Annotated in this window: 19 protein-coding genes; 4 read left to right on the top strand and 15 right to left on the bottom strand. The window is 71.0% G+C overall.

Translation table 11 applies throughout. From position 1 onward, the window contains the following. Window positions 1-11 precede the first annotated feature (11 nt). From SLW55_RS17830 to bfr, 6 genes are all read right to left on the bottom strand, one after another. Window positions 12-653 carry a class II aldolase/adducin family protein gene (locus SLW55_RS17830; protein ID WP_152182451.1) on the bottom strand — a complete coding sequence of 214 codons (642 nt, stop codon included), beginning with the start codon at window positions 651-653 and terminating at the stop codon, window positions 12-14. Continuing rightward, window positions 640-2,283 (bottom strand): FGGY-family carbohydrate kinase, encoded by a 1,644-nt coding sequence (locus SLW55_RS17825; protein ID WP_295935774.1) that lies wholly within the window; start codon window positions 2,281-2,283, stop codon window positions 640-642. Before SLW55_RS17825 ends, SLW55_RS17830 begins: the two co-directional genes overlap by 14 nt. Window positions 2,284-2,286: 3 nt before the next feature. Continuing rightward, window positions 2,287-3,180 carry a TorF family putative porin gene (locus SLW55_RS17820; RefSeq protein ID WP_320745512.1) on the bottom strand — a complete coding sequence of 298 codons (894 nt, stop codon included), beginning with the start codon at window positions 3,178-3,180 and terminating at the stop codon, window positions 2,287-2,289. Window positions 3,181-3,297: 117 nt separating this feature from the next. Then, the gene (locus tag SLW55_RS17815; RefSeq protein ID WP_267094595.1) at window positions 3,298-3,723 is read right to left on the bottom strand and encodes a DUF2147 domain-containing protein; all 426 of its coding nucleotides are present in this window, start codon (window positions 3,721-3,723) and stop codon (window positions 3,298-3,300) included. Between the two features lie 74 nt (window positions 3,724-3,797). Further along, window positions 3,798-4,118 carry a hypothetical protein gene (locus SLW55_RS17810; protein WP_320745499.1) on the bottom strand — a complete coding sequence of 107 codons (321 nt, stop codon included), beginning with the start codon at window positions 4,116-4,118 and terminating at the stop codon, window positions 3,798-3,800. A 188-nt stretch (window positions 4,119-4,306) separates the two neighbouring features. Continuing rightward, window positions 4,307-4,798 carry a bacterioferritin gene (gene bfr, locus SLW55_RS17805; RefSeq protein WP_026143459.1) on the bottom strand — a complete coding sequence of 164 codons (492 nt, stop codon included), beginning with the start codon at window positions 4,796-4,798 and terminating at the stop codon, window positions 4,307-4,309. A gap of 192 nt (window positions 4,799-4,990) precedes the next feature. Here bfr and SLW55_RS17800 point away from each other — a divergent pair, with 192 nt between their 5' ends. The 4 genes from SLW55_RS17800 (at window position 4,991) to SLW55_RS17785 (ending at window position 11,229) form a co-directional block, all read left to right on the top strand. Next, on the top strand, window positions 4,991-7,375 hold the full coding sequence (locus tag SLW55_RS17800) for a penicillin acylase family protein (protein ID WP_320745498.1): 2,385 nt from the start codon (window positions 4,991-4,993) through the stop codon (window positions 7,373-7,375). A gap of 82 nt (window positions 7,376-7,457) precedes the next feature. Continuing rightward, window positions 7,458-8,504, top strand: coding sequence for a right-handed parallel beta-helix repeat-containing protein (locus SLW55_RS17795; protein WP_017914346.1), 1,047 nt, complete (start codon window positions 7,458-7,460; stop codon window positions 8,502-8,504). A gap of 294 nt (window positions 8,505-8,798) precedes the next feature. Then, window positions 8,799-9,875, top strand: coding sequence for a GGDEF domain-containing protein (locus SLW55_RS17790; protein WP_267099320.1), 1,077 nt, complete (start codon window positions 8,799-8,801; stop codon window positions 9,873-9,875). Window positions 9,876-10,143: 268 nt separating this feature from the next. Continuing rightward, the gene (locus SLW55_RS17785) at window positions 10,144-11,229 is read left to right on the top strand and encodes a GGDEF domain-containing protein (RefSeq protein ID WP_267099321.1); all 1,086 of its coding nucleotides are present in this window, start codon (window positions 10,144-10,146) and stop codon (window positions 11,227-11,229) included. Window positions 11,230-11,325: 96 nt separating this feature from the next. On the opposite strand, the gene SLW55_RS17780 is transcribed toward SLW55_RS17785, so the two are convergent. The 9 genes from SLW55_RS17780 to SLW55_RS17740 form a co-directional block, all read right to left on the bottom strand. After that, window positions 11,326-11,943: a LysE family transporter gene (locus tag SLW55_RS17780; RefSeq protein WP_267099322.1), complete on the bottom strand. Its 618-nt coding sequence runs from the start codon at window positions 11,941-11,943 to the stop codon at window positions 11,326-11,328. Further along, the gene (gene asnB / locus SLW55_RS17775; protein WP_267099323.1) at window positions 11,940-13,631 is read right to left on the bottom strand and encodes an asparagine synthase B; all 1,692 of its coding nucleotides are present in this window, start codon (window positions 13,629-13,631) and stop codon (window positions 11,940-11,942) included. The genes SLW55_RS17780 and asnB overlap by 4 nt, the downstream gene beginning before the upstream one ends. Window positions 13,632-13,881: 250 nt before the next feature. After that, complete coding sequence (gene dapE / locus SLW55_RS17770) at window positions 13,882-15,012, bottom strand: succinyl-diaminopimelate desuccinylase (RefSeq protein WP_267099324.1); 1,131 nt, start codon at window positions 15,010-15,012, stop codon at window positions 13,882-13,884. Between the two features lie 162 nt (window positions 15,013-15,174). After that, a complete protein-coding gene (locus SLW55_RS17765; RefSeq protein ID WP_320745497.1) occupies window positions 15,175-15,633 on the bottom strand; it encodes a GNAT family N-acetyltransferase in 459 nt (152 codons plus the stop codon). Continuing rightward, complete coding sequence (locus tag SLW55_RS17760; RefSeq protein ID WP_267099326.1) at window positions 15,630-15,986, bottom strand: arsenate reductase; 357 nt, start codon at window positions 15,984-15,986, stop codon at window positions 15,630-15,632. The genes SLW55_RS17765 and SLW55_RS17760 overlap by 4 nt, the downstream gene beginning before the upstream one ends. 231 nt (window positions 15,987-16,217) lie before the next feature. Continuing rightward, on the bottom strand, window positions 16,218-16,994 hold the full coding sequence (locus SLW55_RS17755) for a hypothetical protein (RefSeq protein ID WP_320745496.1): 777 nt from the start codon (window positions 16,992-16,994) through the stop codon (window positions 16,218-16,220). 337 nt (window positions 16,995-17,331) lie between these two features. Then, window positions 17,332-18,201 (bottom strand): hypothetical protein, encoded by an 870-nt coding sequence (locus SLW55_RS17750; protein ID WP_267113854.1) that lies wholly within the window; start codon window positions 18,199-18,201, stop codon window positions 17,332-17,334. Window position 18,202: 1 nt separating this feature from the next. Continuing rightward, window positions 18,203-19,198 (bottom strand): 2,3,4,5-tetrahydropyridine-2,6-dicarboxylate N-succinyltransferase, encoded by a 996-nt coding sequence (gene dapD / locus SLW55_RS17745; protein ID WP_267122245.1) that lies wholly within the window; start codon window positions 19,196-19,198, stop codon window positions 18,203-18,205. Next, entirely contained in the window at window positions 19,198-21,798 is a 2,601-nt protein-coding gene (locus tag SLW55_RS17740; protein ID WP_320745511.1) for a [protein-PII] uridylyltransferase, read from the bottom strand. Before SLW55_RS17740 ends, dapD begins: the two co-directional genes overlap by 1 nt. Window positions 21,799-21,803: the final 5 nt, after the last annotated feature.

The raw sequence follows: 21,803 nt of genomic DNA, 5'->3' as shown, positions 1-21,803 counted from the left end.
CGTGCATGGGGTCAGGCCTCCAGGGCGGTGAGGACGGCACGCAACGGCGCGGCCAGGCCGGCGTCGTGCAGCGCGCGGCGTTCGATGCGGCGCGCCAGGTGATCGCGCGCCAGCTGCTCCAGTGCATCCACCGCCGCCACCGCCTGTTCCAGACTGCGGCCGCAGCACAGCACGCCGTGGTTGCGCATCAGGTAGGCGTTGCTCGACGGGCGCAGTTGCCGCGCCAGCAGCCAGGCCAGCAGCCCGGTGCCGGACGGGAAGTAGCCGACCATCGGCACGCGGGCACCGATCGTTGCCTGCAACGCCGGATCCTCGACCGGCAGCGCCGCGCCGAGCAGCGCGCAGGCGCTGGCCACCGGCTGGTGGGTGTGGATGCTGCAGGCCACGTCGGGCCGGCGGCACAGCACCTGCGCATGCAGGCCGGTCTCCACCGACGGCGTGGCGGCGCCGTCCAGTTGCCGCAGGTCGGCCAGGCGCACCACGCAGATGTCCTCGGCGCGCATCGCCAGGTAATCGATGGCCGACGGCGTCACCGCGAAGCGTTCGGCGTCCAGGCGCAGCGCGACGTTGCCGCCGGTGCCGGCCAGGTAGCCGCGCCGCGACAGCTCCACGCACAGCGCGACCACACGCATGCGTTGTTCATGGGCAAACATGCTGGGGAACCTCCGGCACGCATTCGGGAACGGGATTCATGCGCCGGTAGATCGGCGCCAGCGTGCGCTGCAATTCGCGGAACATCGCATAGCGGTCGTCGTACAGCGCGCGGGTGAGCGGCGACGGCTCGTACACCCGGCGCGCGCGTTGCAGCGCCGGCAGGTCGGCGAAGCGCAGCCGGCCCAGGCCGACGCCGGCGATGAAGGTGGCGCCGATCGCATTGGCCTGGATCGGGTTGTGCAGTTGCCGGATCGGCTGGCCGCTGACGTCGGCGATGATCTGGCACCACAGGTCCGACTGCGCGCCGCCGCCGACCGCGGCGATCACGCCGGGATCGCGGCCGAGCAGGCGCGCGAACGGCTCCATCATCCAACGCGTGTTCAGCGCCACGCCTTCCATGAAGGCACGGATGATGTCCTCGCGGGTGTGCATCAGCGACAGGTTGACCAGCCCGGCGCGCAGGCTGTGATCCTCCACCGGGGTGCGCTCGCCGAACAGCCACGGCATGTACACCAGGCCGTTGGCCCCGGGCGGCACGCGCGCGGCGATGACGTTGAGCACCTCGTACACGTCCGGGCGTTCCTCGTCGCGCAGCAGTTCGTCGGGATGGAACAGGATGCGGTCGCGCAGGAACGACAGGTTGGCGCCGGCGGTGGACTGCAGCGCGGTGGCCAGGTAGCGCCCGCTGACCGCGCACGGCACCGCAGCGATGTTGCTGAACACGTCGGTCTTCATCCGCGGCACGTGCGCGCCCAGCCACGACGAGGTGCCCAGATACAGATGCGCGGCGTAGTCCTCGACCGCCGCGGCCACCGCCACCGCCGAGTTGTCGATGGCGCCGGCGATCACCCGGGTCTGCGGCGACAGGCCCAGTTGCGCGGCCACGCCCGGCAGCAGCGGTCCCAGCACCTCGGTGGAGGCCACCAGCTCCGGCAGCTTGTCGCGTTCGATGCCGAGCAGCCGCAGCAAGCCGTCGTCGTAGCGGATGCGCATCGGGTCGCGGTTGTCGGTGACCCAGGTGGTGAGCACCGAATCGGCGGTGGCGCAGAAGCGCCCGGTCAGGCGCAGGTTGAGATAGTCCAGCGCGTTGAGAAACTTGTGCGTGCGCTGGTAACGCTGCGGTTCGTGGTCGCGCAGGTAGGCGATATGGCCGGCGCAATCCTTGCCGCTGCCGGCCGGCGCGCCGCCGCTCAGGCGCAACCAGCGCAGCAGCTTCAGCGGCGCATAGCCGCGCACGTTGAGCCAACGACCGCGCAGGCGCCGCGCGATCGCGGCCTGCCCGCGCATGTCCAGCCACAGCATGGCATTGCCCAGCGCGCGGCCGTCGCGGTCCACGCACACGGTGCACTCGCCCTGGGTCGAGCAGCACACCGCGGTCACCCGCTGGCGCAACGCCTCGCCGCCTTGCAGCACCGCCGCCGCGGTGACCAGCAACGCGTTCCACCAGTCGCGCGGATCCTGCTCGGCGCAGACGCCATGCACGTGCAGCGGCACCGGTTCGAAGGCCCAGGCGATCACCTGGCCCTCCAAGGTGACCAGCGCGCACTTGCAGCCGGAGGTTCCCAGGTCCACCGCCAGCACCAGTGGCTGGTCGCCGCCCCGGTCGGCATCGAGCAGTTCGCTGCGCATCGGTCAGAACGTGTAGCCGATCGAGGCCACCAGGGTGTCGCCGTCGGTCTTGCGGATGCGCGCGCCGTCCTGCACCCAATACAGCTCGTGCGCGTTGACCCGTGTGCTGACCCAGTCCAGGTTCCAGTCCAGGCCCCAGCGCTTGTGGGTGACGCCGATCTGGTAGTCGGCGAAGCTGCCCTCGCTGAAGTTGCGCAGCTTCTGGTAGCCGGCGTGCAGGCGCAGCGTGGTCGACGGCAATACCGACGGCAGCAGCGGCGTCTGGTAGTTGAGATCGCCCAGCAAGGTGCCACGCGAGTCGTGCTCGCCACGGGCGAAGCAGCGCAGCGCCGTCGTCGGGTCGGCCGCGAACTGCAGGATCTGCGCGCACACGCCGCCGGTATCGGCACCGCGGTAGGTCTTGGAGAACACGTACAGCAGGCGGCCCTCGACCGCGCCGTAGCCGAGTTCGAGCACGCCGAAATTGCTGTCGTAGTCGGTGCGGCGGATGTCCTCGGGCGTTCCGGTCTCCAGGTCGATCCGGTGCGGGGCCAGGAAGCTGGCGCCGGGGAAGCGCTCGGTGGCCAGGCCGACGCCCGCATGCCAGGCATCGGGATTGCCGAAGCGGTAGCCGGCCGCGGCGGTGATGCCCAGGCCGTCGCCGTCGAGGAACTGTTTCTTGCTGACCTTGATCACCTCCAGCAGCGCGACGAAACCACTGGCGTGCACGAACTGGGTGGTCCACTTCAGCGATGGGCGCATCAGCGAGTCGGACACGCCGCGCGTACGCTGCTCGCTCATCAGCTTGATCTGGTTCTGGAACTCGTAATTGACCATGCCATCGGCGTCGGCCTGCTGGGCCTGAGCCTGGGCACAGCAGGCGCCGTGCAGGGCCAGTGCGCCCGCGAGGGTCGCCATGAAGCGGACTGCGGTCATCTCAATCTCCCCTGTTCGCTGAGGAAGGTGGGACGCGCGGCGGCCGTCGCTGGCCCCGCACATCGATGACGCCGGCGCGTTGCGCGCGCGGCGGGTGAATCACGTCGCGCAGACCGGCGTGCTGGGCAGCGTCTGCACGCGGGTGAAGCGTTCGGTCTCGCCGAGCACTTCCACCCCGACGAAGGCGCGCAGGTCCAGCGATTTGCCGCTGGCGCGCAGCGTGGCCTTGTAGCGCTTGCCGCTGCGCGGATCGAACGCCCAGCCGTCGCGCCAGGTATCGCCGTCCTCGCGCCCCAGACGCGCGATCTGCACGCCGCAGGTATCGGTGGCGGTGCCGGCGTCCTTGTCCCAGACGATGCGTCCGCACAAGGCCGTGGCCGCATCCGCGCAGGGCGCGAACTCCACCACCGCGTCCTTAGCCGCGGTCAGCCACAACCCCTGCGCCGCGGCCGGCGCCGCACACGCCGGCGCGGTCGCCAGCAGCCATCCCGCCACCACCACACCGACCGCGCCGTACCGCCTGATTCCCGGACTCGCCTGCATCGAACGCCCCCTCGCCATCGCGCAATTAAGTAGTGAAAACTACCGTATAGCGATCACTACCGTTTTGCAAGCATTGTCCGCAGGGCCTTTGCCGCGGACGTGGCGAGGCGCGCAAACGCCTGGATTTCAAGGGTTCGCGTGTGCAGCGACATGCGTGCGACGGCCGATTTTTGCGGCGCTGCAACAGCCATCGGCGAGGACGGCGACGACAGATCGGCTCGCCCGATCGCCATGGCGTCGCACTGCGAACCGAGCGAATGCGCCAGCCACGCCATCCAGCGACGCGGCCGCGCGCGGCCGAACCCGATCGGCGGCGTCAGGAAACGAGAAGGGCAGAAGGCGTGTCGGCAGTCGCTGCGGCCTTGCTGCAGCAGCAACCACCGCGACACCGCGATGCGCACTATCGCCCGCGAAGGTCGGCAGCGCCGGTGCGGGCCAGCGAGAGTTGTGGCGACCGGCACGATCGGCGGGTCAGAAGCGGCCGGCGATGGCACGGCCGCGATGGCGGGGATGGGTCCCGCTCAGTGCATCGGCGCCTCCCGCAAGTGGGAGGCGCACGGACGGATCAGGCGTCCTTGCCGGACACGTGCCCGTCGATCTTCGAGGTCTGGTACAGCGCCATGCCGATGCGCTTGATCAGGCCGAGCTGCTGTTCCAGCCACCATGCATGGTCTTCCTCGGTGTCGCGCAGCTGCGCCAGCAGCACGTCGCGGCTGACGTAGTCGCCGTGCTGCTCGCACAGTTTCATGCCCGCGGCCAGATTGGCGCGCACTTCGTACTCGACCTTCAGATCCTTCTCCAGCATCTCCTCGACCGTGCGCCCGGGTTCGAAGGCATGCGGGCGCATGTCCGGGTCGCCCTCCAGGAACAGGATGCGCCGCAGCAGCGCATCGGCGTGCTCGGTCTCCTCTTCCATCTCGTGGTTGATGCGTTCGTACAGCGCCAGCAGGCCCTGGTCCTCGTAACGCCGCGAGTGGATGAAATACTGGTCGCGCGCGGCCAGTTCGCCGCGCAGCAGCTCCTTGAGGCATTGCACAACGTCGGGGTGTCCCTTCATGGGGCGGGCTCCGTGGGGTCGACTGAGGGCGCAATAGTGCCCGATGCCGCCGCGCCGCGTTCCAATCGGAATCATTCACATCCCGAGTCGCACCACCCACGATGCGTGACCCCGCGCACAGCGTGCCGCGCCTACGCGGGAACGACACGCAGTCGTGTCTAGAATCGGAGACTTGCCCACCGGAGAGAGACGATGCGCGGTCGATGGAAACGCCTGCTGCTGGGGTCGCTGCTGCTGACGGCGGCCGTGGCGCTGGGCATCTGGCTGCTGCTGCGCGGCAGCCTGGCCACGCTCGACGGCAAGGCCCCGCTACAAGGCCTGCGCGCACCGGCAAGCATCCAGCGCGACGCGCTGGGCGTGGTCACCATCGATGCCGCCGACGAGGCCGATGCGATGCGCGCGCTCGGCTACGTGCACGCGCAGGAACGCTTCTTCGAGATGGATCTGCTGCGCCGCGCGGCCGCCGGCGAACTGTCCGAGCTGGTCGGTCCGCACGCGCTGGACGTGGACAAGGCACGGCGGGCGCATCGCCTGCGCGCGCGCAGCAGCGCGCAACTGGCCGCGTTCGCCGGCCAGCACGCGGCGGCCTTGCAGGCCTACAGCGCCGGCGTCAACCAGGGCCTGCACGCGTTGCGGATACGGCCGTGGCCTTACCTGATGCTGTTCGCCGCGCCGCGCGACTGGCAGCCTGTGGATTCGGCGCTGGCCGGCCAGGCGATGTACTTCGACCTGCAGGGCAAGCAACTCGAGCGCAAGCTGGCCCTGTATCGCCTGCAGCAGCGCTTGCCGGCGCCGCTGTACGCCCTGCTGCGTCACGAGGGCAGCAGTTGGGACGCGACACTGGACGGCAGCGTGCGCGGCGACGCGGAGCTGCCCTCCGCCGATCAGGTCGATCTGCGCCGCCTGGCGGGCGCGCCCGCCCCCGCCGCGACCGAGGCGGTCGCCACCAGCGCGCCCGGCAGCAACAACTGGGCGATCGCCGGCAGCCGCACCGCCGACGGCCGCGCCATCGTCGCCAACGACATGCATCTGGGCCTGCGCGCGCCCAGCCTGTGGTTCCGCGTGCGCCTGCGCTATGCCGATGCGCAGGCGCCGGGCGGCCGCGTGGACGTGTCCGGATTCTCGCTGCCCGGCCTGCCGGCGGTGATTGTCGGCAGCAACGGTCACGTCGCCTGGGGGTTCACCAACAGCTATGCCGATACCGCCGACTGGTACCGGCTCACCCCGTGCGCCGCGGTGGCGCAGCCCGGCTGCACGCCGGTCAGCGTGCATCGCGAACGGATCAAGGTCTCGGGCGCCCCCGACACCGAACTGCAGGTCGAAGACACCGCCTATGGCCCGATCCTGCAACACGAACCCGACGGCAGCGCGCTGGCGTTGCGCTGGACCGCGCAGTTGCCGGGTGCGCTGAATCTGGGGCTGGCCGACTTCGCCCGCGCCACGTCCCTCCCCGACGCCTTCGCCCGCGCGCAACGCATCGCCACGCCGGCGCAGAACCTGGTGCTGGCCGACCGCGACGGCCATATCGGCTGGCGCGTGCTCGGCCCGCTGCCGCTGCGCGGCCCGCATTGCGCGGCCGATGCGGTGATGCACGACGTGCGTGCGACAGTGCCGGCGGAGGCGCGCTGCGTGCCATGGCCGCTGTCCACCAGCCAGTCGCCGCAACGCATCGATCCCGCCGACGGGCAACTGTGGACCGCCAATGCCCGCGTGGTCGGCGGCGCCGAACTGGCACCGCTCGGCGACGGCGGCTACGCGCTGGGCGCACGCGCACAGCAGATCCGCGACGACCTGCGCCTGCATCCGCGGCTGAACGAACCGCAGTTGCTGGCGATCCAGCTCGACGACCGCGCCCTGTTCCTGCAGCGCTGGTGGGCGCTGCTGCAGCAACGCGACGCGGGCGCGGCCACGCCGGCGCTGCACGCCGTGTCGCAGGCGGCCGCGCACTGGGAGGGCCGCGCCAGCACCGGATCGGTGAGCTACACCCTGGTGCGCGCCTGGCGCCTGGCGGTGCTGACCCGGATCCGCGACGGCCTGATCGCGCCGGCACCTACAGGATCGGACGCCGATGCCGCGCCACCGGCGCTGCCGCAACTGGAAGGCGTGGCCTGGCCGCTGCTGCAGCAACAGCCGCTGCACCTGCTGCCGCGCCGCTACGGCAGCTGGCAGGCGCTGCTGGAAGACGCCGCCGCCGAGGTGCGCACGCACCTGCAGGCCGATGGCCCGCTGGACACACGCCGCTGGGGCCAGGAGAACCGTGCGGCGATCTGCCATCCGCTGGCGCAGGGCCTGCCGGCGCCGCTGCGCGGCTGGCTGTGCATGCCGGACACGCCGCTGCCCGGCGACGACGACATGCCGCGGGTGCAGCGCCCGGCGTTCGGCGCCTCCGAGCGCATGGTGGTGGCACCGGGCCACGAGGCCGAGGGCATCGTGCACATGCCCGGCGGCCAGAGCGGCCACCCGCTGTCGCCGTTCTGGGGCGCCGGCCACGCCGACTGGGTGCAGGGCCGCGCCACAAAGTTCCTGCCCGGCCCGACCCGGTACACGCTGACATTAAGCCCGTCCGCACCACAATGACCCGCGATCGGCTCCGCGCCGGCGTCCGCCCGCATACGCCGGCCTGCCTTCCCCCTTCCCCCACTGCCGAGTCTGCCTACCGATGAAGCGCCCTCCCCTGCTCGCCCTGTTGCTGCCGCTCGCCGCGGCCGTGTCGTTTTCCGCCTGCGCCACGCCGGCTGCCGACGCGCCCGCGGCCGCCTCCGACTGCAGCGTGCGCGCCCAACCCGGCGACGATCTGCAGGCCGCGATCGACCGCGTCCCCAACGACGGCAAACCCGCCACCGTGTGCCTGAGCGCCGGCGAGTTCCCGGTCGGCAAGCTGATCTCGATCCAGCGCGACGGCCTGCGCCTGCGCGGCCAGGGCGACAGCACCGTGCTGCGCATGCGCGACCACGTGCAGCAACCCACCATCGTCATCGGCGACTACCAGAACGAGCGCCCCATGCGGCCGATCCGCGACGTGCGCGTGGAGCAGTTGCAGATCGTCGGCGGCACCATCGACAAGGAGTTCATGCCCGAACGCCCGTACCTGAGCAACAGCCTGGTGGTGGTGCGCAACGGCCAGAACATCCAGCTGACCCACCTGCGAGTGAGCAAGTGCCGCAGCGCCTGCCTGCTCAGCGAGTTCGACAGCCGCGACCTGCTGATCGCGCACAACGACGTGTCCGGCGCGACCTGGGACGGGGTGTCGTTCAACCGCACCGCCAAGGTCAAGCTGATCGACAACGTGATCCACGACAACGTCGCCGCCGGCATCACCACCGAGCATCTGGAAGACAGCGAGATCCGCGACAACCGCCTGGAGCGCAATGGCAGCCAGGGCGTGTACCTGGCCGACGCGCGGCGCAACCTGTTCGCGGGCAACCAGTTCATCGACAACAAGGGCGCCGGGCTCTACCTGACCTGCTCGATCCGCCAGCGCACGCCGCAGATCCTGTGCTGGGACAACAGCATGAGCCAGGACAACACCTTCGAGAACAACACCTTCCGCGGCAACCCCTACACCTACACCATCGGCGTGGACAGCGCGGCCAACTGCACCGGCCCGGAGTTCCGCCCCAATCTGTGGCGCAAGAACAACCAGGCCGATGCCTCGGGCATCGACATCCAGCCCGAACGCTACGGCCACTGCGTGCGCTTCGAGTAAGCGCGCGCGGCCGCGGCGCCTGCGCACGCCACTCGGCCGGCCTTGAACAGGTCGGCCGGGGCGCGCCCGCCCGCGCGTGGCGGCAGAACCGGGGTGACCGGCAGTCCCGGCCGCGTCCAGGCGGGTGTCGGACCACGACCAGGCGGACGACACGCACGCCGCGACACATCCATTAAAGCTCTGCCTGCAGCGGCCGCTAACCGGTGACGACGCCCCAGCGACCGACGGACCGCGCTGGACCACCGACCGGCCGTGCCGCAGACGCTGGAGTGCCGCGGCGCTCTGGGAGAGCAGATGAACTACCACCTTCATGTCCGCCGCACCCTCGACACGCCGATCCTGGCGATCCAGGGCCTGACCCTGTGCGTGTGGCTGGCGCTGCTGCTGTGCAACCCCTACCTGAGCCACCCACTGGACGCGCGCTACGCGCTGGCGTTCGTCGCCATGCTCGGCAGCGGCCTGGTCATGCGCATGGCCAGGCGGTCCTGGCAATGGCGGCTGGGCGCCTTCCTGTCGGTGATCGCGTTCGATGCCGCGTTCCGGCTGCAGTTGCACCACATGGGCGGCGCCGGCCTGGCCTGGATGCTGCCGGTGGCGGTGACCCTGAGCCTGGGCTACAGCGTGCTGTTCTGCCACGCGCGCGACTATCTGCTGGCGCTGGCCTGCACCTGGGCGATCATGCTCGGCTGGCACGACAGCCTGGTGCCGGCCTCCGCCGACCTGCCGCTGCTGGAGATCCTGGTGGCGGCGGTGACCATGGTCGGGTTCGCGTTGAACCGCATCTTCGTCACCACCATGCGCAGCAACCACGCACTGAAGGAAGGCTATCGGCGCCTGGCCGCGACCGACGCACTGACCGGCATCCCCAACCGGCGCGCGCTGATGGCCGACCTGCAGGCAGCGGTCGGCACCCAGCACGCCGTGCAGTTGGCCATGCTGGACATCGACGACTTCGAGCAGATCGGCGCCGAGCACGGTCACCACGTCGGCGATGCGGTGCTGCAGGCGCTGGCGACGGAACTGGTGCGGCTGGACCCGCGTTGCCGCGTCGGCCGCCTCGGCGGCGAGGAGTTCGGCCTGCTGTTCGAGGGCGTGTCGCAGGACAAGGCGAGCGCACTGGTGCGGCGCCTGCAGCAGCGCATCCGCGGCCTGCGCGTGGATGGCACCAGCTTCACCTGCAGCGTCGGCATGGCCTCGTTGCCGGCCGGCGGCGAACTGTCCGACCTGCTCGCCCGCGCCGACCGCGCGCTGTCCGCCGCCCGGCAGGCGGGCAACGGCAGCCTTCGCCTGGACGGCGCCACGCCGGTGTCGGCCAGCACGTCCGCGGCGTTCGCGCGCGATCCCGCGCTGCCGGCCGCCACGTCGCTGTAGCACACAGCACCAACAGCCCCCGCGGGGCGGCGCATGCCGCCGCCCCGCAGCGCACTCGCTCGTGGTGCACGCGCATCAGCCCGACGCAGACAGCGCAGACATCCACCGCGCCTCACCGCCGCTGCGTGCGGCAGCAAAAGCCTGAACCGCAGGCACTGCGACCACTCAAGCCGCCACGCCGGCATGCCGATAAGCTGCCATCGATCCAGCGCGTGCGCGTCGGCGTCCGCACATCACCAACCGGCCGGGACGCGCCGTTGAGCAGCACATGACGTACCCGGAGTACATCCGCCACCTGCTGGGCCGGTCGACCACCGCCATCCAAGCGCTGACCCTGTCGATCTGGGTCGCGACGCTGCTGTTCAATCCGTATCTGCAGCGACCATGGGGCCTGGTCAATTTGATCCTGCTGGCCGCGCTGCTCGGCGCCGCCGCCTGCACCCTGCTGGTCCGCCGCTTCTGGCACTGGCGCCTGAGCGGCGCGCTGTACGTGCTGCTGCTGTCGTGGGCGTATCAGATCGAGCTGCGGCAGATGGGCGCACACGGCGAATTCTGGTGGCTGCCGACCACGGTCACCCTGTGCCTGGGCATCAATCTGCTGTTCCCGTTCACGCGCGACTACCTGCTGGCGCTGGCATACACCTGGACGATCATGCTGAGCGGTCGGGCGCTGCCACCGGCGGCCGCCAGCGACCCGATGTTGCTGGGGCTGATGGTCGTCGCGGTGTCGCTGATCGGCCTGGCCATGAACCGCACCTTCGCGCGCAGCATGCTGATCACCTACCGCCTGAAGGAAGACTACCGGCGCATCTCCGAGACCGATGCGCTGACCGGGCTGGCCAACCGGCGCGCCCTGATGGCGCAACTGCATGCGCTGGCGGCCGAGCGCGGTCGCCGCGGCACGCTGCAGTTCGCGATGCTGGACATCGACAATTTCAAGCAGGTCAACGACCGCCATGGCCATGATGTCGGCGATGCGGTGTTGCTCGCACTGGCCGCCGAACTGACCCGGCTCGGGCACGGCTGCCGGGTCGGCCGGCTCGGCGGCGAGGAATTCGGCATCGTGCTCGACGGCATGAGCGACGCGCAGACCGATGCCCTGCTGCAGCGGCTGCTGGAACGCGTGCGCCAGACCCGCGCCAAGGGCGTGGCCTTCACGTTCAGCGCCGGGGTCGCGCGCATGCATCCCGACGGCGACGTCTCGGATCTGCTCAAGCGTGCCGACCGTGCGCTGTATGCGGCCAAGCGCGACGGCAAGAACCGGATCTGCCTGGACAGTGCCACAGGGCCGGCCCCCATCGCGGCCGTGCACGGCGCCCTCGACAGCGCGGCGCCGACGGCGGATCCGGCGTAGCGGGAGGCGCACGGAAAGGAGCCGCATCCCGCGGCACGCATCGCCGGCGTCGAACACGCACGCTACCCGGGCAGCACGACACGCCTGCGCTTGCGGCTACACCGCCCGCCACAGCAGGCGCAGGCCCAGGCCACTCATCAGCACCGCACTGAGCCGGTCCAGCGGCCGCCGCGCGCGCAACCACCAGCGCCGCGGCGCCGGTGCGGACAGCAACCCGGCCACCAGCGCGAACCAGGCCGCATCGATGGCGAAGGCCAGCGATGGCAGCGCCACGTACTCGGCGGGCACACGCTGCGCCGGCAGCAGCGCGGCGAACAGGACGGCGAACACCAGCGCGGTCTGCGGGTTGCCGAGCTGGGTCAACAGGCCCATGACGAAGGCCGAGCGCACCGCCGGCACCTGCTGTTCCGGCGCGATGGCGGCCAGCGACACCGGCGTCCGCCACGCCCGCCAGGCCAGCCACAGCAGATAGGCGGCACCGGCGACCGACACCGCGCGATGCAGCGCCGGCACCCGCTCCAGCAACGCCTGCAGGCCGAACAAGGCCGCCAACGCGAACAGCGCGCAGCCCACGCCCATGCCCAGTGCCGCGGCGAGCCCGGCCGCGCGCGAGCGCCCCGCGGCCAGCCGCGCCACCAGCAGGAAGCTGGCGCCGGGGCTGATCGCCCCCAGCGCCAGCACCCCGGCGATCGCCAGCAGGCTGGCGCCGGTCACCCCAGCGCCTGCGCGTGCACCCCGGCCACCGCGCGGCCGGAGGGATCGGCCATCGTCGCGAAGCTGGCATCCCAGGCGATCGCCGCCGGCGAGGAGCAGGCGATCGACTTGCCGCCGGGCACGGTCTCGGCCGCGGCCGGCGTCGGGAACACGCGCTCGAACAGGCTGCGGTAGTAATAGGCTTCCTTGGTCTGCGGCGGGTTCACCGGGAAGCGCTTGTCGGCCGCGGCCAGTTCGCGGTCGCTGACCTGGGCCTCGGCATGCGCCTTCAGCCCATCGATCCAGCCGTAGCCGACGCCGTCGCTGAACTGCTCCTTCTGCCGCCACAGGATCGACTCGGGCAGATAGCCCTCGAAGGCTTCGCGCAGCACCGCCTTCTCGATGCGCTTGCTGCCGTCGGCGCGGGTGCCGGCCATCTTGTACTGGGCGTCCATGCGCATGGCCACGTCCAGGAACTCCACGTCCAGGAACGGCACGCGCGGCTCCACGCCCCAGGCCATCATCGACTTGTTGGCGCGCAGGCAATCGTAGTTGTACAGCGCATCGAGCTTGCGGATCAGTTCTTCGTGGAATTCGCGCGCGTTCGGCGCCTTGTGGAAGTACAGGTAGCCGCCGAAGATCTCGTCGCTGCCTTCGCCGGAGAGCACCATCTTCACCCCCATCGCCTTGATCCGCCGCGCCAGCAGGAACATCGGCGTGGAGGCGCGGATGGTGGTGACGTCGTAGGTCTCGATGTGCCGGATCACCTCCGGCAACGCGTCCAGGCCTTCCTCGAAGGTGTACTCGAAGCCGTGGTGCACCGTGCCCAGCGCCTCGGCGGCGATCGCCGCGGCGGCCAGATCCGGCGAGCCCTTCAGGCCGATCGCGAACGAGTGCAGGCGCGGCCACCAGGCCTCGGCCTCGTCGTTCTCCTCGATGCGCTTGCGCGCGAAGCGCGCCGCCACCGCCGCCACCAGCGACGAATCCAGTCCACCGGAGAGCAGCACGCCGTACGGCACGTCGGTCATCAACTGGCGATGCACGGCGCGCTCGAAGGCCTCGCGCAGTTCCTGCATGCTCACCTCCACGCCCTGCACCGCCGCGTAGTCGCGCCACGGCTTGCGGTAGTACTGCACGAGTTCGCCGCTGGCGCTGTCGTAGTAGTGGCCCGGCGGGAACTGGGCGACGTCGGCGCAACTGTCGGCCAGCGACTTCATCTCCGAGGCCACGCGCAGCCGCCCTTGCGCGTCGTGGCCCCAGTACAGCGGGCACACGCCCATCGGATCGCGCGCGATCAGCACCCGGCCGGCGGCCTTGTCCCACAGCGCGAAAGCGAAGATGCCGTTGAGGCGGTTCAGCAGCGCGTCCGGGGTGGTTTCGCGGTACAGCGCATTGATCACCTCGCAATCCGAACCGGTCTGGAAGGCGTAGGGCTGGGCGAGTGCCTTCTTCAGCTCGCGATGGTTGTAGATCTCGCCGTTGACCGCCAGCGCCAGTTGCCCGTCGTCGGAGAGCAGCGGCTGCGAACCGCCGGCCGGATCGACGATGGCCAGGCGCTCGTGGACCAGGATCGCGCCATCGTCGACATACACGCCGCTCCAGTCCGGGCCGCGGTGGCGCTGCCGCTGCGAGCAGTCCAGCGCCTGCCGCCGCAGCGCCTGCAGGTCGTCGCCCGGTTGCAGGCCGAAGATGCCGAAGATCGAACACATGGGAAAGCTCCTGATCGTGGGGTGGTGGTTGCGGAGGGGAGACACCCAGGCACAAAAAAACCCGCATCGGCCGATGCGGGTTTTCTGGTGGCTGGGCGTGGTGTTTCTGGTAGCGCCTAGTCGCAGACCCGCATCGGCCGCGCACGATTATTCGCCAGCGCATTATTGCGGCCGTTGGCGTTGCTCGAGCGGAGGGCGGACAGCGAGGTCATGGGGCGACCGTAACCCGGCGCGCGAGCCGGCGCAACTGTTACCGCAGCAACCGTTCGATCAGGCGCAGGTACAGATCCGGCAGCGCCTCCAGGTCGGCCACGCGCACGTGCTCGTCGACCTGGTGGATGCTGGCGTTGACCGGGCCGACCTCGATGCATTGCGCGCCCAGCGGGGCGATGAAGCGCGCATCGGAGGTGCCGCCGCCGGTGCTCTCCTCCGGCGGCGCGCCGGCGACCTCGCCCAGCACCTCGCGCGCCACCCGGCGCAGCGTGCCTTCCGGGGTGTAGAACGGCTCGCCGCTGCGGTGCCAGCGCAGGTCGTAGTCCAGCCCATGGCGATCGAACAGCGCGGCGATCTCCGCTTCCAGCCGCGGCGCATCCCAGTGCGGGGTGTAGCGCAGGTTGAAGGCGACCTGCAGTTCGCCGGGGATCACGTTGTTGGCGCCGGTACCGGCATGGATGTTGGAGAGTTGCAGACTGGTCGGCGGGAAGCTTTCGTAGCCGTCGTCCCAGTGCCGCGCCACCAACTCGGCCAGCGCCGGCGCGGCCAGGTGGATCGGGTTGCGTGCCTTGTGCGGATAGGCCACGTGCCCCTGCACGCCGCGCACGCGCAGCGCACCGGAGAGGCTGCCGCGACGGCCGACCCGCAGCAGATCGCCGAGCCGCTCGGTGGACGAGGGCTCGCCGGTGATGCACCAGTCGATGCGCTCGCCGCGCTCGGCGAACAGCCGCGCCACATGGCGCACGCCATCGATCGCATCGCCTTCCTCGTCGCTGGTCAGCAGCAGCGCCAGCGTGCCCGGGTGCTGCGGCTGCGCGGCCACGAACCGTTCGGCGGCGACCACGAAGGCGGCCACGCTGCCCTTCATGTCGGCGGCGCCGCGCCCGTACAGCACGCCATCACGAACCTGCGGCGCGAACGGATCGCTGCTCCAGGCCTCGCGCGGCCCCGGCGGCACCACGTCGGTATGGCCGAGCAGCGCCAGCACCGGACCGTCGCCGCCGCGATGGGTGGCCCACAGATTGTCGACCTCGTCGCAGCGCAGCCGCTCGATGGCGAAACCGGCGCGCTGCAGCCGCTGCGCGATCAGTGCCTGGCAGCCGGCATCGTCGGGGGTGACCGATGGGCGGGCGATCAGGTCGCAGGCGAGTTCAAGGACATCGGACATGCAAGGACACCGTTGGAAGACACGAGGGAGACGCGATGCGGCTCGGCGGCGGCAGCGTCGCGTGCCGGCGGCGCACGGCGTGCAGTGTACGAGCGGGACTTGCGGATTCGAAGCATCGGCCAGGATCGCCGGACGGGTGCGCGGTCGCGGCGCCGGCCGTCGCTACGGCACGATGCCGGGCCAGCGCATGCACTGCACGCGCACCGCGAAAGCTTCGTTGCCAGGCATGCGCCCGCCGTGCGTGCCGGTTTCGACGAAACCGCAGGCGAGGTAGAACGCCAGCGCCGCGGCATTGCCCTCCAGCAATTCCAGCGTCAAGCCAGTCGGGCTGGCCTCCTGCACCGCGACCACCAGCGCCTGACCGACGCCGCGCCGGCGCGCGGCCGGATCCACGTACAGCCATGCCAGTTCCTCGCCGTCGTCGGCGACGAAGCCGAGCACCTGGCCGTGCGCTTCTGCGACCTGCACGCGGTAGTCGAACAAGCCTTCGCGCTCGGCCGCGATCGGCAGCGGCAGGAACGCCTCCGGCAGCCCCGCCGCCTGCAGTTCTTCCAGGCGCGCGGCGTCGTGGATGGCGCACAGGCGCGCCCAGTCGTCGGCCCGGTACGGGCGGACGGTCACGCCACCCCGAACCGCTGCTTGAAGCCGTTGTCGGAGAAGCCCTGGCTGAGCTTGCCGTCGTCGGTTACCACCACCGGCCGCCGGATCAGTTGCGGATACTCGCGCAGCAGCAGCTTCCATTCGGCATCCGAACCTGGGGTTTTCTTGTTGTCGGGCAGTTGCCGCCAAGTGGTGGAGGACTTGTTGACCAGCGCGTCGAACCCACCGGCCTGGCCGGCCCAGTCCAGCAGGGTCTCCGGGGTCGGCTTGTGCTCGCGGTAATCGACGAAGGTGTAGGCCACGCCGAAGCGGTCCAGCCACTTGGTCGCCTTCTTGCAGGTGTCGCAGTTATTCAATCCGTACAACGTCGTCATCGAAACATCCCTTCAAGCGAATGAAGCCGCTCTCCCACCGGGAGCGGGGTTGGGGTGAGGGTCGGTCGGCCCAGAACCGATCGCACTCCAAAGCACCGCGCACCGCCTTTCGGCGGGCGATGCCATCAGGAGACGAACCGGGCATGCCGTCATCGACAGGCAGCAGCGCGCGTGATCTTACCCGCCGCGCGCGCCATCGGCCTCCCAGGCGCAAGAAGACGCCGCCAGGCCTCACTGCGCCGGCACTTCCTGGAGCTTGGCCGAGTCGATCCGCCAGCGCAGCTGCGCCGCCGAGGCGCCGTCCACGCCGTTGACCCGGCGCAGCACGTAGTCGCCGCGGAAGCGTTGCCGCGTGCCGTCGGCCAGCGTCGCCTCCACGGTGACCGGCACCGGCTGGTACACCGAACCGGCGGCGCCATCGCTGGCGCCCAGCGCGCCGATCGTCGCCTTCACCGCACGCGTCTGCGCGAAGCCGGCCTTGAAGGCCGCGTAGGACTGCCCCGGGCGCCCATCCTCGCCCCACTGCTGCCAGGCCGTGGCGTAGTCGCGCGCATTGATCGCCGCGTAGTAGCGCCGCACCACGTCGGCCGCGGCCTGCGGGCTGTCGGCGGCCGGGCCGCACCCGGCGGTGGCCGGCCCGTCGCGGCCGAGCAGCGCGCAACTGCGCGCGATCTCGTCGTCGATCATGGCGCAGCTGTTGGCGGCATTGCAGGGCGGGTGCGTGGCCGGCGACACCGAGCGACAGGTGGCCGCACGCGCCGCCGCGGCGTCGGCGCCGATCTCGTCGGCGCAGGACAACGGCGCGCCCGCCGCACCGGCAGTCCCCGTCGTCGTCGCAGGCGCTTGCGCAGGCGCAGGTGTCGCGGCCGGCGCCGGATTTGGCGCAGCGGCGGCCGCCGCAGGCGTGTCGCCCTGCTTGGGCGTCGTCGACGCCGGCGCGCCCTCACGGCCGCACCCGGACAGCGCGAACGCCGCCGTCATCCAGCAAGCCCACATGATCGTACGCATCGGTCTCTCCTGTTCGTTCGTGGCAGCGCGCCAGGCCTCTTCCGTTCCGCCCCCTGACGTGGCGGCAGTGGCGCAATCGCGTGCGCCAGCGTATCGGGCCACCCATGTACGCCGGGTATGCACAGCGCTCCCGACCGGCCGCGGGATCGCCCGGTTCAACCGACGGCCGGCCGTCCATCTCCTGCAACGTCGATCACCCAGGCGGAGGCGAGCGTCGACGCAACAGGGCACGGCAACGCTGCGGTGCAACCGGCGCGCATGGTCCTCTACCCGCGGGCACGCGACGGAACCGCTCGAACAGGTTGCACGCTGCCGGCGTTACCCAGGCGCCAGGCGCTCAGAGCAGCCGTTCGGACACCACCCGGAACGCGACACGCGGCAGGCGGAAGGCCAATCCGTCCTCCAGTGCGACGCCCATTGCCTGCAGCCTTGGGCAGTCCAGCGCACCGGTCAACTGCAACGGCTGCAGCGTGGCCGGATCCACCGGCAAGGCGATGCGGGTGCTGGCCCAGCGGCCGTCGCAGGTGCGCGCGATGGCCTCGTCCTGGCAGGTGAGGAAGCGCAGCAGCGCCTCGCGCGTGGCGAACGCCGGCGTCCAGTCGGCATCGTGCCAGGCCTCGGCAGGCTGCCAGTGCAGTTGCAGCGCCGGCGCGCTGCCCTGCCCCGGCTCGATCTGCGTGTGGCCGCTGCCATCGGACTGCAGCGCGTGCACGAAGCGCGCGGCCAGGTGCGGCTGCATGGCGTCGCTGGCGGCGCGTGCGCCGGCCACGTAGGCCAATCCATCCATCACGTTGCGGTCGAACAGCACCACCGGCCCGGCGTTCACATCGTCCACGCGACGCAGGTACCACCGCCAGTTGCTCTGCAGCGGCGATGGCAGCAGCTTCCGCAGCGGTCCGGCCAGGGCAGGACCGAAATGGCCGTGGCGATAGCTGAGGATGGTGTACGGCGTGCGCCCCTGGTGGACGACGTGGGCGTAACCCGGCGGCGGTGGCGGGGCGCGACGCACGTCGACCCACCAGTTCAGATAGACCACCTCGCGCACGTCGCTCGCAAGCACCGGCAGCGGCCAGCGTTGCGTCAACGCACGCCGCAGCCGGGTCCAGCCAGGCGCATGCAGCAGGCGCGGCAGCGCGCGCCCGTACCAGGCGGCGGACGGGTGCCGGTAAGCCGCGGCCTCGGCCAGGTCCGGCACCGCCGCCGGCATCTCAGTCGGCCAGGCCGCGCAGCAGGTCGTTGACGCTGGTCTTGCTGCGGGTCTTGGCGTCGACCTGCTTGACGATCACCGCGCAGTACAGCGAGTGCGAGCCGTCCTTGGACGGCAACTGCCCGGACACCACCACGCTGTACGGCGGCACGTAGCCGTAGGAGATCTCGCCGGTGGCGCGGTTGTAGATGCGCGTGCTCTGGCCCAGGAACACGCCCATGCCGATCACGCTGTGGTGGCCGACCACCACGCCCTCCACCACTTCCGAGCGCGCGCCGATGAAGCAGTGGTCCTCGATGATGGTGGGGCTGGCCTGCAGCGGCTCGAGCACGCCGCCGATGCCGGCGCCGCCGGACAGGTGGCAGTGCTTGCCGATCTGCGCGCAGGAACCGACCGTGGCCCAGGTGTCGACCATGGTGCCCTCGCCCACGTGGGCACCGATGTTGGTGAAGCTCGGCATCAGCACCACGTCCTTGCCGAAGTAGCTGCCGCGGCGCGCCACCGCGCCCGGCACCACGCGCACGCCGGCCTTGCGGAACTCGGCTTCGTGATAGCCGGCAAAGCGCGCTTCCACCTTGTCCCAGAACGGCGCCGGCTGCGCTTCCACCACGGCCATCTCGTTGACCCGGAAGTACAGCAGCACCGCCTTCTTCAGCCACTCGTTGACCTTCCAGCCGCCGTGCCCGTCGGGCTCGGCGACACGGAACTCGCCGCTCTCCAGGCCATCGATGACGCGGTTGACCACCGGCCGGGTCGACCCCTCGATCTCGTCGAGCGTCAGCGTGGCGCGGCGCTCGAAGGCGCTGTCGATGGTGAACTTCAGTTCGTCGGCGCTGGGCACGGCCACCGGCTTGGCGCGCAGCGGCTTCGGCACGGGCTTGGCGGACTTGCTCGCCACGGTCGGCGCCGCCGGCTTTGCGGCAACCGGCTTGGCCGTCTTCTTGGGGGCCGCCGTCTTGGCAGCGGACTTCTTGGCGGCAGGCTTCTTGGTGGCCATCAGCGGGGGTCTCCAGGCGGGGTATCGGGGTCCAGGCAGGCCTGCAGCGCGGCCTGCAACGCCTGGCGGGCGGCGTCGGGCAACGGCAGGTTGTGCTCGTCGGTGATGTGGAACAGATCCTCGGCGCGCTCGCCGAAGGTGGCGATGCGCGCGTCGTGCACGCGCAGGTGCTGCCGGCGCAGCACCTGGGCCACGTCCGACAGCAGCCCCGGGCGGTCCGGCGCGACCAGGCTGAGCCGGGTCAGGCGGCCGTCGAGGCTTTCGCGGAATTCGATGCGCGGGGCGAAGCGGAAATGCCGCAGCTGGCGCGGCACCACCCGCCGCGCCGGGCGCAGCCGCGCCAGGTCGCCGGCCAGCGCCTCGCGCAGTCCGGCCTGCAACTGCGCGATGTCGCCGCTGGCGAAGGCGTCGGCCGGCATCACCTCGAAGGTGTCGAAGATCGCCCCGTGCGGGGCGTCGAGCACGCGCGCGCGATGGATGCCGTAGCCGAGCCGGTCCAGGGTCATCACGATCGCGGCGAACAGGCCGTCGCGGTCCGGCGAATACACGAACACTTCCAGCGCCGCGTCGTCGGGGGTGACCGGGCGCACCTTGACCAGAGTGCCACCGAGTTCCACCTCCATCAGCGAGGTCGCCTGCCAGGCCAGTTGCTCGGGACGGAAGCGCAGGAAGCTCTCGTCCGGCATGCCGGCGAACTGACGGTCGATGATGGCGTCGTCGTGGCCCTGGATGTGCATCAGCGCGCGCGCGGCCTCGCGCGCCTCCTGCAGGCGCTCGGCCACCGGCAGCGGATGCTCCAGGCCTTCGCGCAGGGCGCGGCGCGCGGCGAAGTACAGGTCGGCCAGCAGCCGATCCTTCCACGCATTCCACAGCTTGGGGCTGGTGCCGGCGATGTCGGCGCAGGTCAGCAGGTACAGATAGTCCAGCCGCTCGCGGTCGCCGACCAGGCTGGCGAAGCGATGGATCACCTCCGGATCGGCGATGTCCTGCTTCTGCGCGGTCACCGACATGCGCAGGTGCTGCTCGACCAGCCAGGCGACCAGCTCGGTGTCGGCGGCGCTGAGCGCGTGCGCGGCGCAGAACGCGCGCGCATCCACCGCGCCCAGCTCCGAATGGTCGCCGCCGCGGCCCTTGGCGATGTCGTGGAACAGGCCGGCCAGCAGCAGCAGTTCCGGCTTGCGTAGCCGCGGCCAGACTTCGTGGGCGATGGAGAAGCGTTCGTCGGCGCGCGCGTTGGCGAACACCGCCATGTTCTTCAGCACCATCAGCGTGTGCTGGTCGACCGTGTATACGTGGAACAGGTCGAACTGCATGCGCCCGGACACCTGCGCGAAGGCGGGGATCCACTGCCCGAGCACGCCCAGCCGCGCCATCCGGGTCAGCGTCTGCACCGCGCGCGGGCCGCGCAACAGCGCCAGGAAGCGCTCGCGCGCGGTCGGGCTGGCGCTGGCGTAGGCCGGCAGGTGCGGCAGCGCCTCGGCCAGCGCGCGCGCGGTCAGCGAATGCAGGCCGCGGATCTCGCCGTGCGCGGCCCAGGTGGCGAACAACGCGAACACCTGCACCGGGTCGGCCTGCGGCCAGTGCTCGTCGTCGGCGGCCAGGTAGCCGCGGCGCAGCGAGAAGCCGCCGTGCAGCGGCTGCGGCTGCGCTTCGCCGTCGAACTGTTCCTCGAAGCGCTGCAGCAGCCGGTCGCTGAGCCGGCGCACGATCGCCGCGCTGCGATAGAAGCGCTGCATCATCTTTTCGACGCCCAGGCTCTCGACGTCGTCGGAGAAGCCCAGGCGCTGCGCCAGGGTCTTCTGGTAATCGAAGCGCAGGCGCTCTTCCGGACGGTTGGCGACCAGGTGCAGCCCGTAGCGCAAGCGCGCCAGTTCGCGGCGCTCGCGGCGCAGCGCGGCGGCCTCGTCGCCGCCGACATGGCCCAGCCCGATCAACGGCTCCAGATCGCGCACGCCGAACGCGCGCAGCGCCATCCAGCCCAGCGTATGCAGGTCGCGCAGGCCGCCGGGGCCGTCCTTGATGTCCGGCTCCAGGTTGTCGGCGGTGTCGCCGAAGCGCTGGTGGCGGGCCTGCAGTTCCTCGCGCTTGGCCATGAAGAATTCGCGCGGCGGCCACACCCGCTGCGGGGCGATGGCCGCCGCCAGCGCTGCCTTGGCGGCGGCGTCGGCCTGCAGCGGGCGCGCCTCGATCAGCGCGGTCAGCACGGTCTGGTCGGCGCAGGCCGCGGTGCACTGCGCGGCCGAGCGCACCGCATGGCTCACCGGCACGCCGGCGTCCCACAACAGCGGGAACAGCCGTGCCAGCGCCGGTTCGCAGGCGGGATCGAGGTCGCCGAACACCAGCAGGTCGATGTCCGAGCGCGGGAACAGTTCGCCACGGCCATAGCCGCCAACCGCGAACAACGCCAGCCCGGCCTCGCGCGGCACGCAGCGGCTCCAGGCGTGGCGGATCAACTGGTCGAGCGCGCGCGCGCGCAGCGCCAGCAGGCGATCGATGTCATCGCCCTGGTCGAAACGCTTGCTCAGCCGCGCATCGGTCTGCGCCAGCAGTTGCCGGACCGCAGCCGCCCAACCGGCGTCGTCGACGCCGGCACCGGGCATGCCGG

The organism is Xanthomonas sp. LF06-19, assembly GCF_034105425.1.
Lineage (GTDB): Bacteria > Pseudomonadota > Gammaproteobacteria > Xanthomonadales > Xanthomonadaceae > Xanthomonas_A > Xanthomonas_A sontii.
This window is presented reverse-complemented; position numbering and strand designations above follow the sequence as displayed.

Excerpts from the sequence above, each read along its gene's own strand:
- SLW55_RS17830 (WP_152182451.1), bottom strand. The coding sequence starts at position 653 with ATGTTTGCCCATGAACAACGCATGCGTGTGGTCGCGCTGTGCGTGGAG.
- SLW55_RS17825 (WP_295935774.1), bottom strand. The coding sequence starts at position 2,283 with ATGCGCAGCGAACTGCTCGATGCCGACCGGGGCGGCGACCAGCCACTG.
- SLW55_RS17820 (WP_320745512.1), bottom strand. The coding sequence starts at position 3,180 with ATGGCGACCCTCGCGGGCGCACTGGCCCTGCACGGCGCCTGCTGTGCC.
- bfr (WP_026143459.1), bottom strand. The coding sequence starts at position 4,798 with ATGAAGGGACACCCCGACGTTGTGCAATGCCTCAAGGAGCTGCTGCGC.
- SLW55_RS17800 (WP_320745498.1), top strand. The coding sequence starts at position 4,991 with ATGCGCGGTCGATGGAAACGCCTGCTGCTGGGGTCGCTGCTGCTGACG.
- SLW55_RS17795 (WP_017914346.1), top strand. The coding sequence starts at position 7,458 with ATGAAGCGCCCTCCCCTGCTCGCCCTGTTGCTGCCGCTCGCCGCGGCC.
- SLW55_RS17790 (WP_267099320.1), top strand. The coding sequence starts at position 8,799 with ATGAACTACCACCTTCATGTCCGCCGCACCCTCGACACGCCGATCCTG.
- SLW55_RS17785 (WP_267099321.1), top strand. The coding sequence starts at position 10,144 with ATGACGTACCCGGAGTACATCCGCCACCTGCTGGGCCGGTCGACCACC.
- asnB (WP_267099323.1), bottom strand. The coding sequence starts at position 13,631 with ATGTGTTCGATCTTCGGCATCTTCGGCCTGCAACCGGGCGACGACCTG.
- dapE (WP_267099324.1), bottom strand. The coding sequence starts at position 15,012 with ATGTCCGATGTCCTTGAACTCGCCTGCGACCTGATCGCCCGCCCATCG.
- SLW55_RS17760 (WP_267099326.1), bottom strand. The coding sequence starts at position 15,986 with ATGACGACGTTGTACGGATTGAATAACTGCGACACCTGCAAGAAGGCG.
- SLW55_RS17755 (WP_320745496.1), bottom strand. The coding sequence starts at position 16,994 with ATGCGTACGATCATGTGGGCTTGCTGGATGACGGCGGCGTTCGCGCTG.
- SLW55_RS17750 (WP_267113854.1), bottom strand. The coding sequence starts at position 18,201 with ATGCCGGCGGCGGTGCCGGACCTGGCCGAGGCCGCGGCTTACCGGCAC.
- dapD (WP_267122245.1), bottom strand. The coding sequence starts at position 19,198 with ATGGCCACCAAGAAGCCTGCCGCCAAGAAGTCCGCTGCCAAGACGGCG.
- SLW55_RS17740 (WP_320745511.1), bottom strand. The coding sequence starts at position 21,798 with ATGCCCGGTGCCGGCGTCGACGACGCCGGTTGGGCGGCTGCGGTCCGG.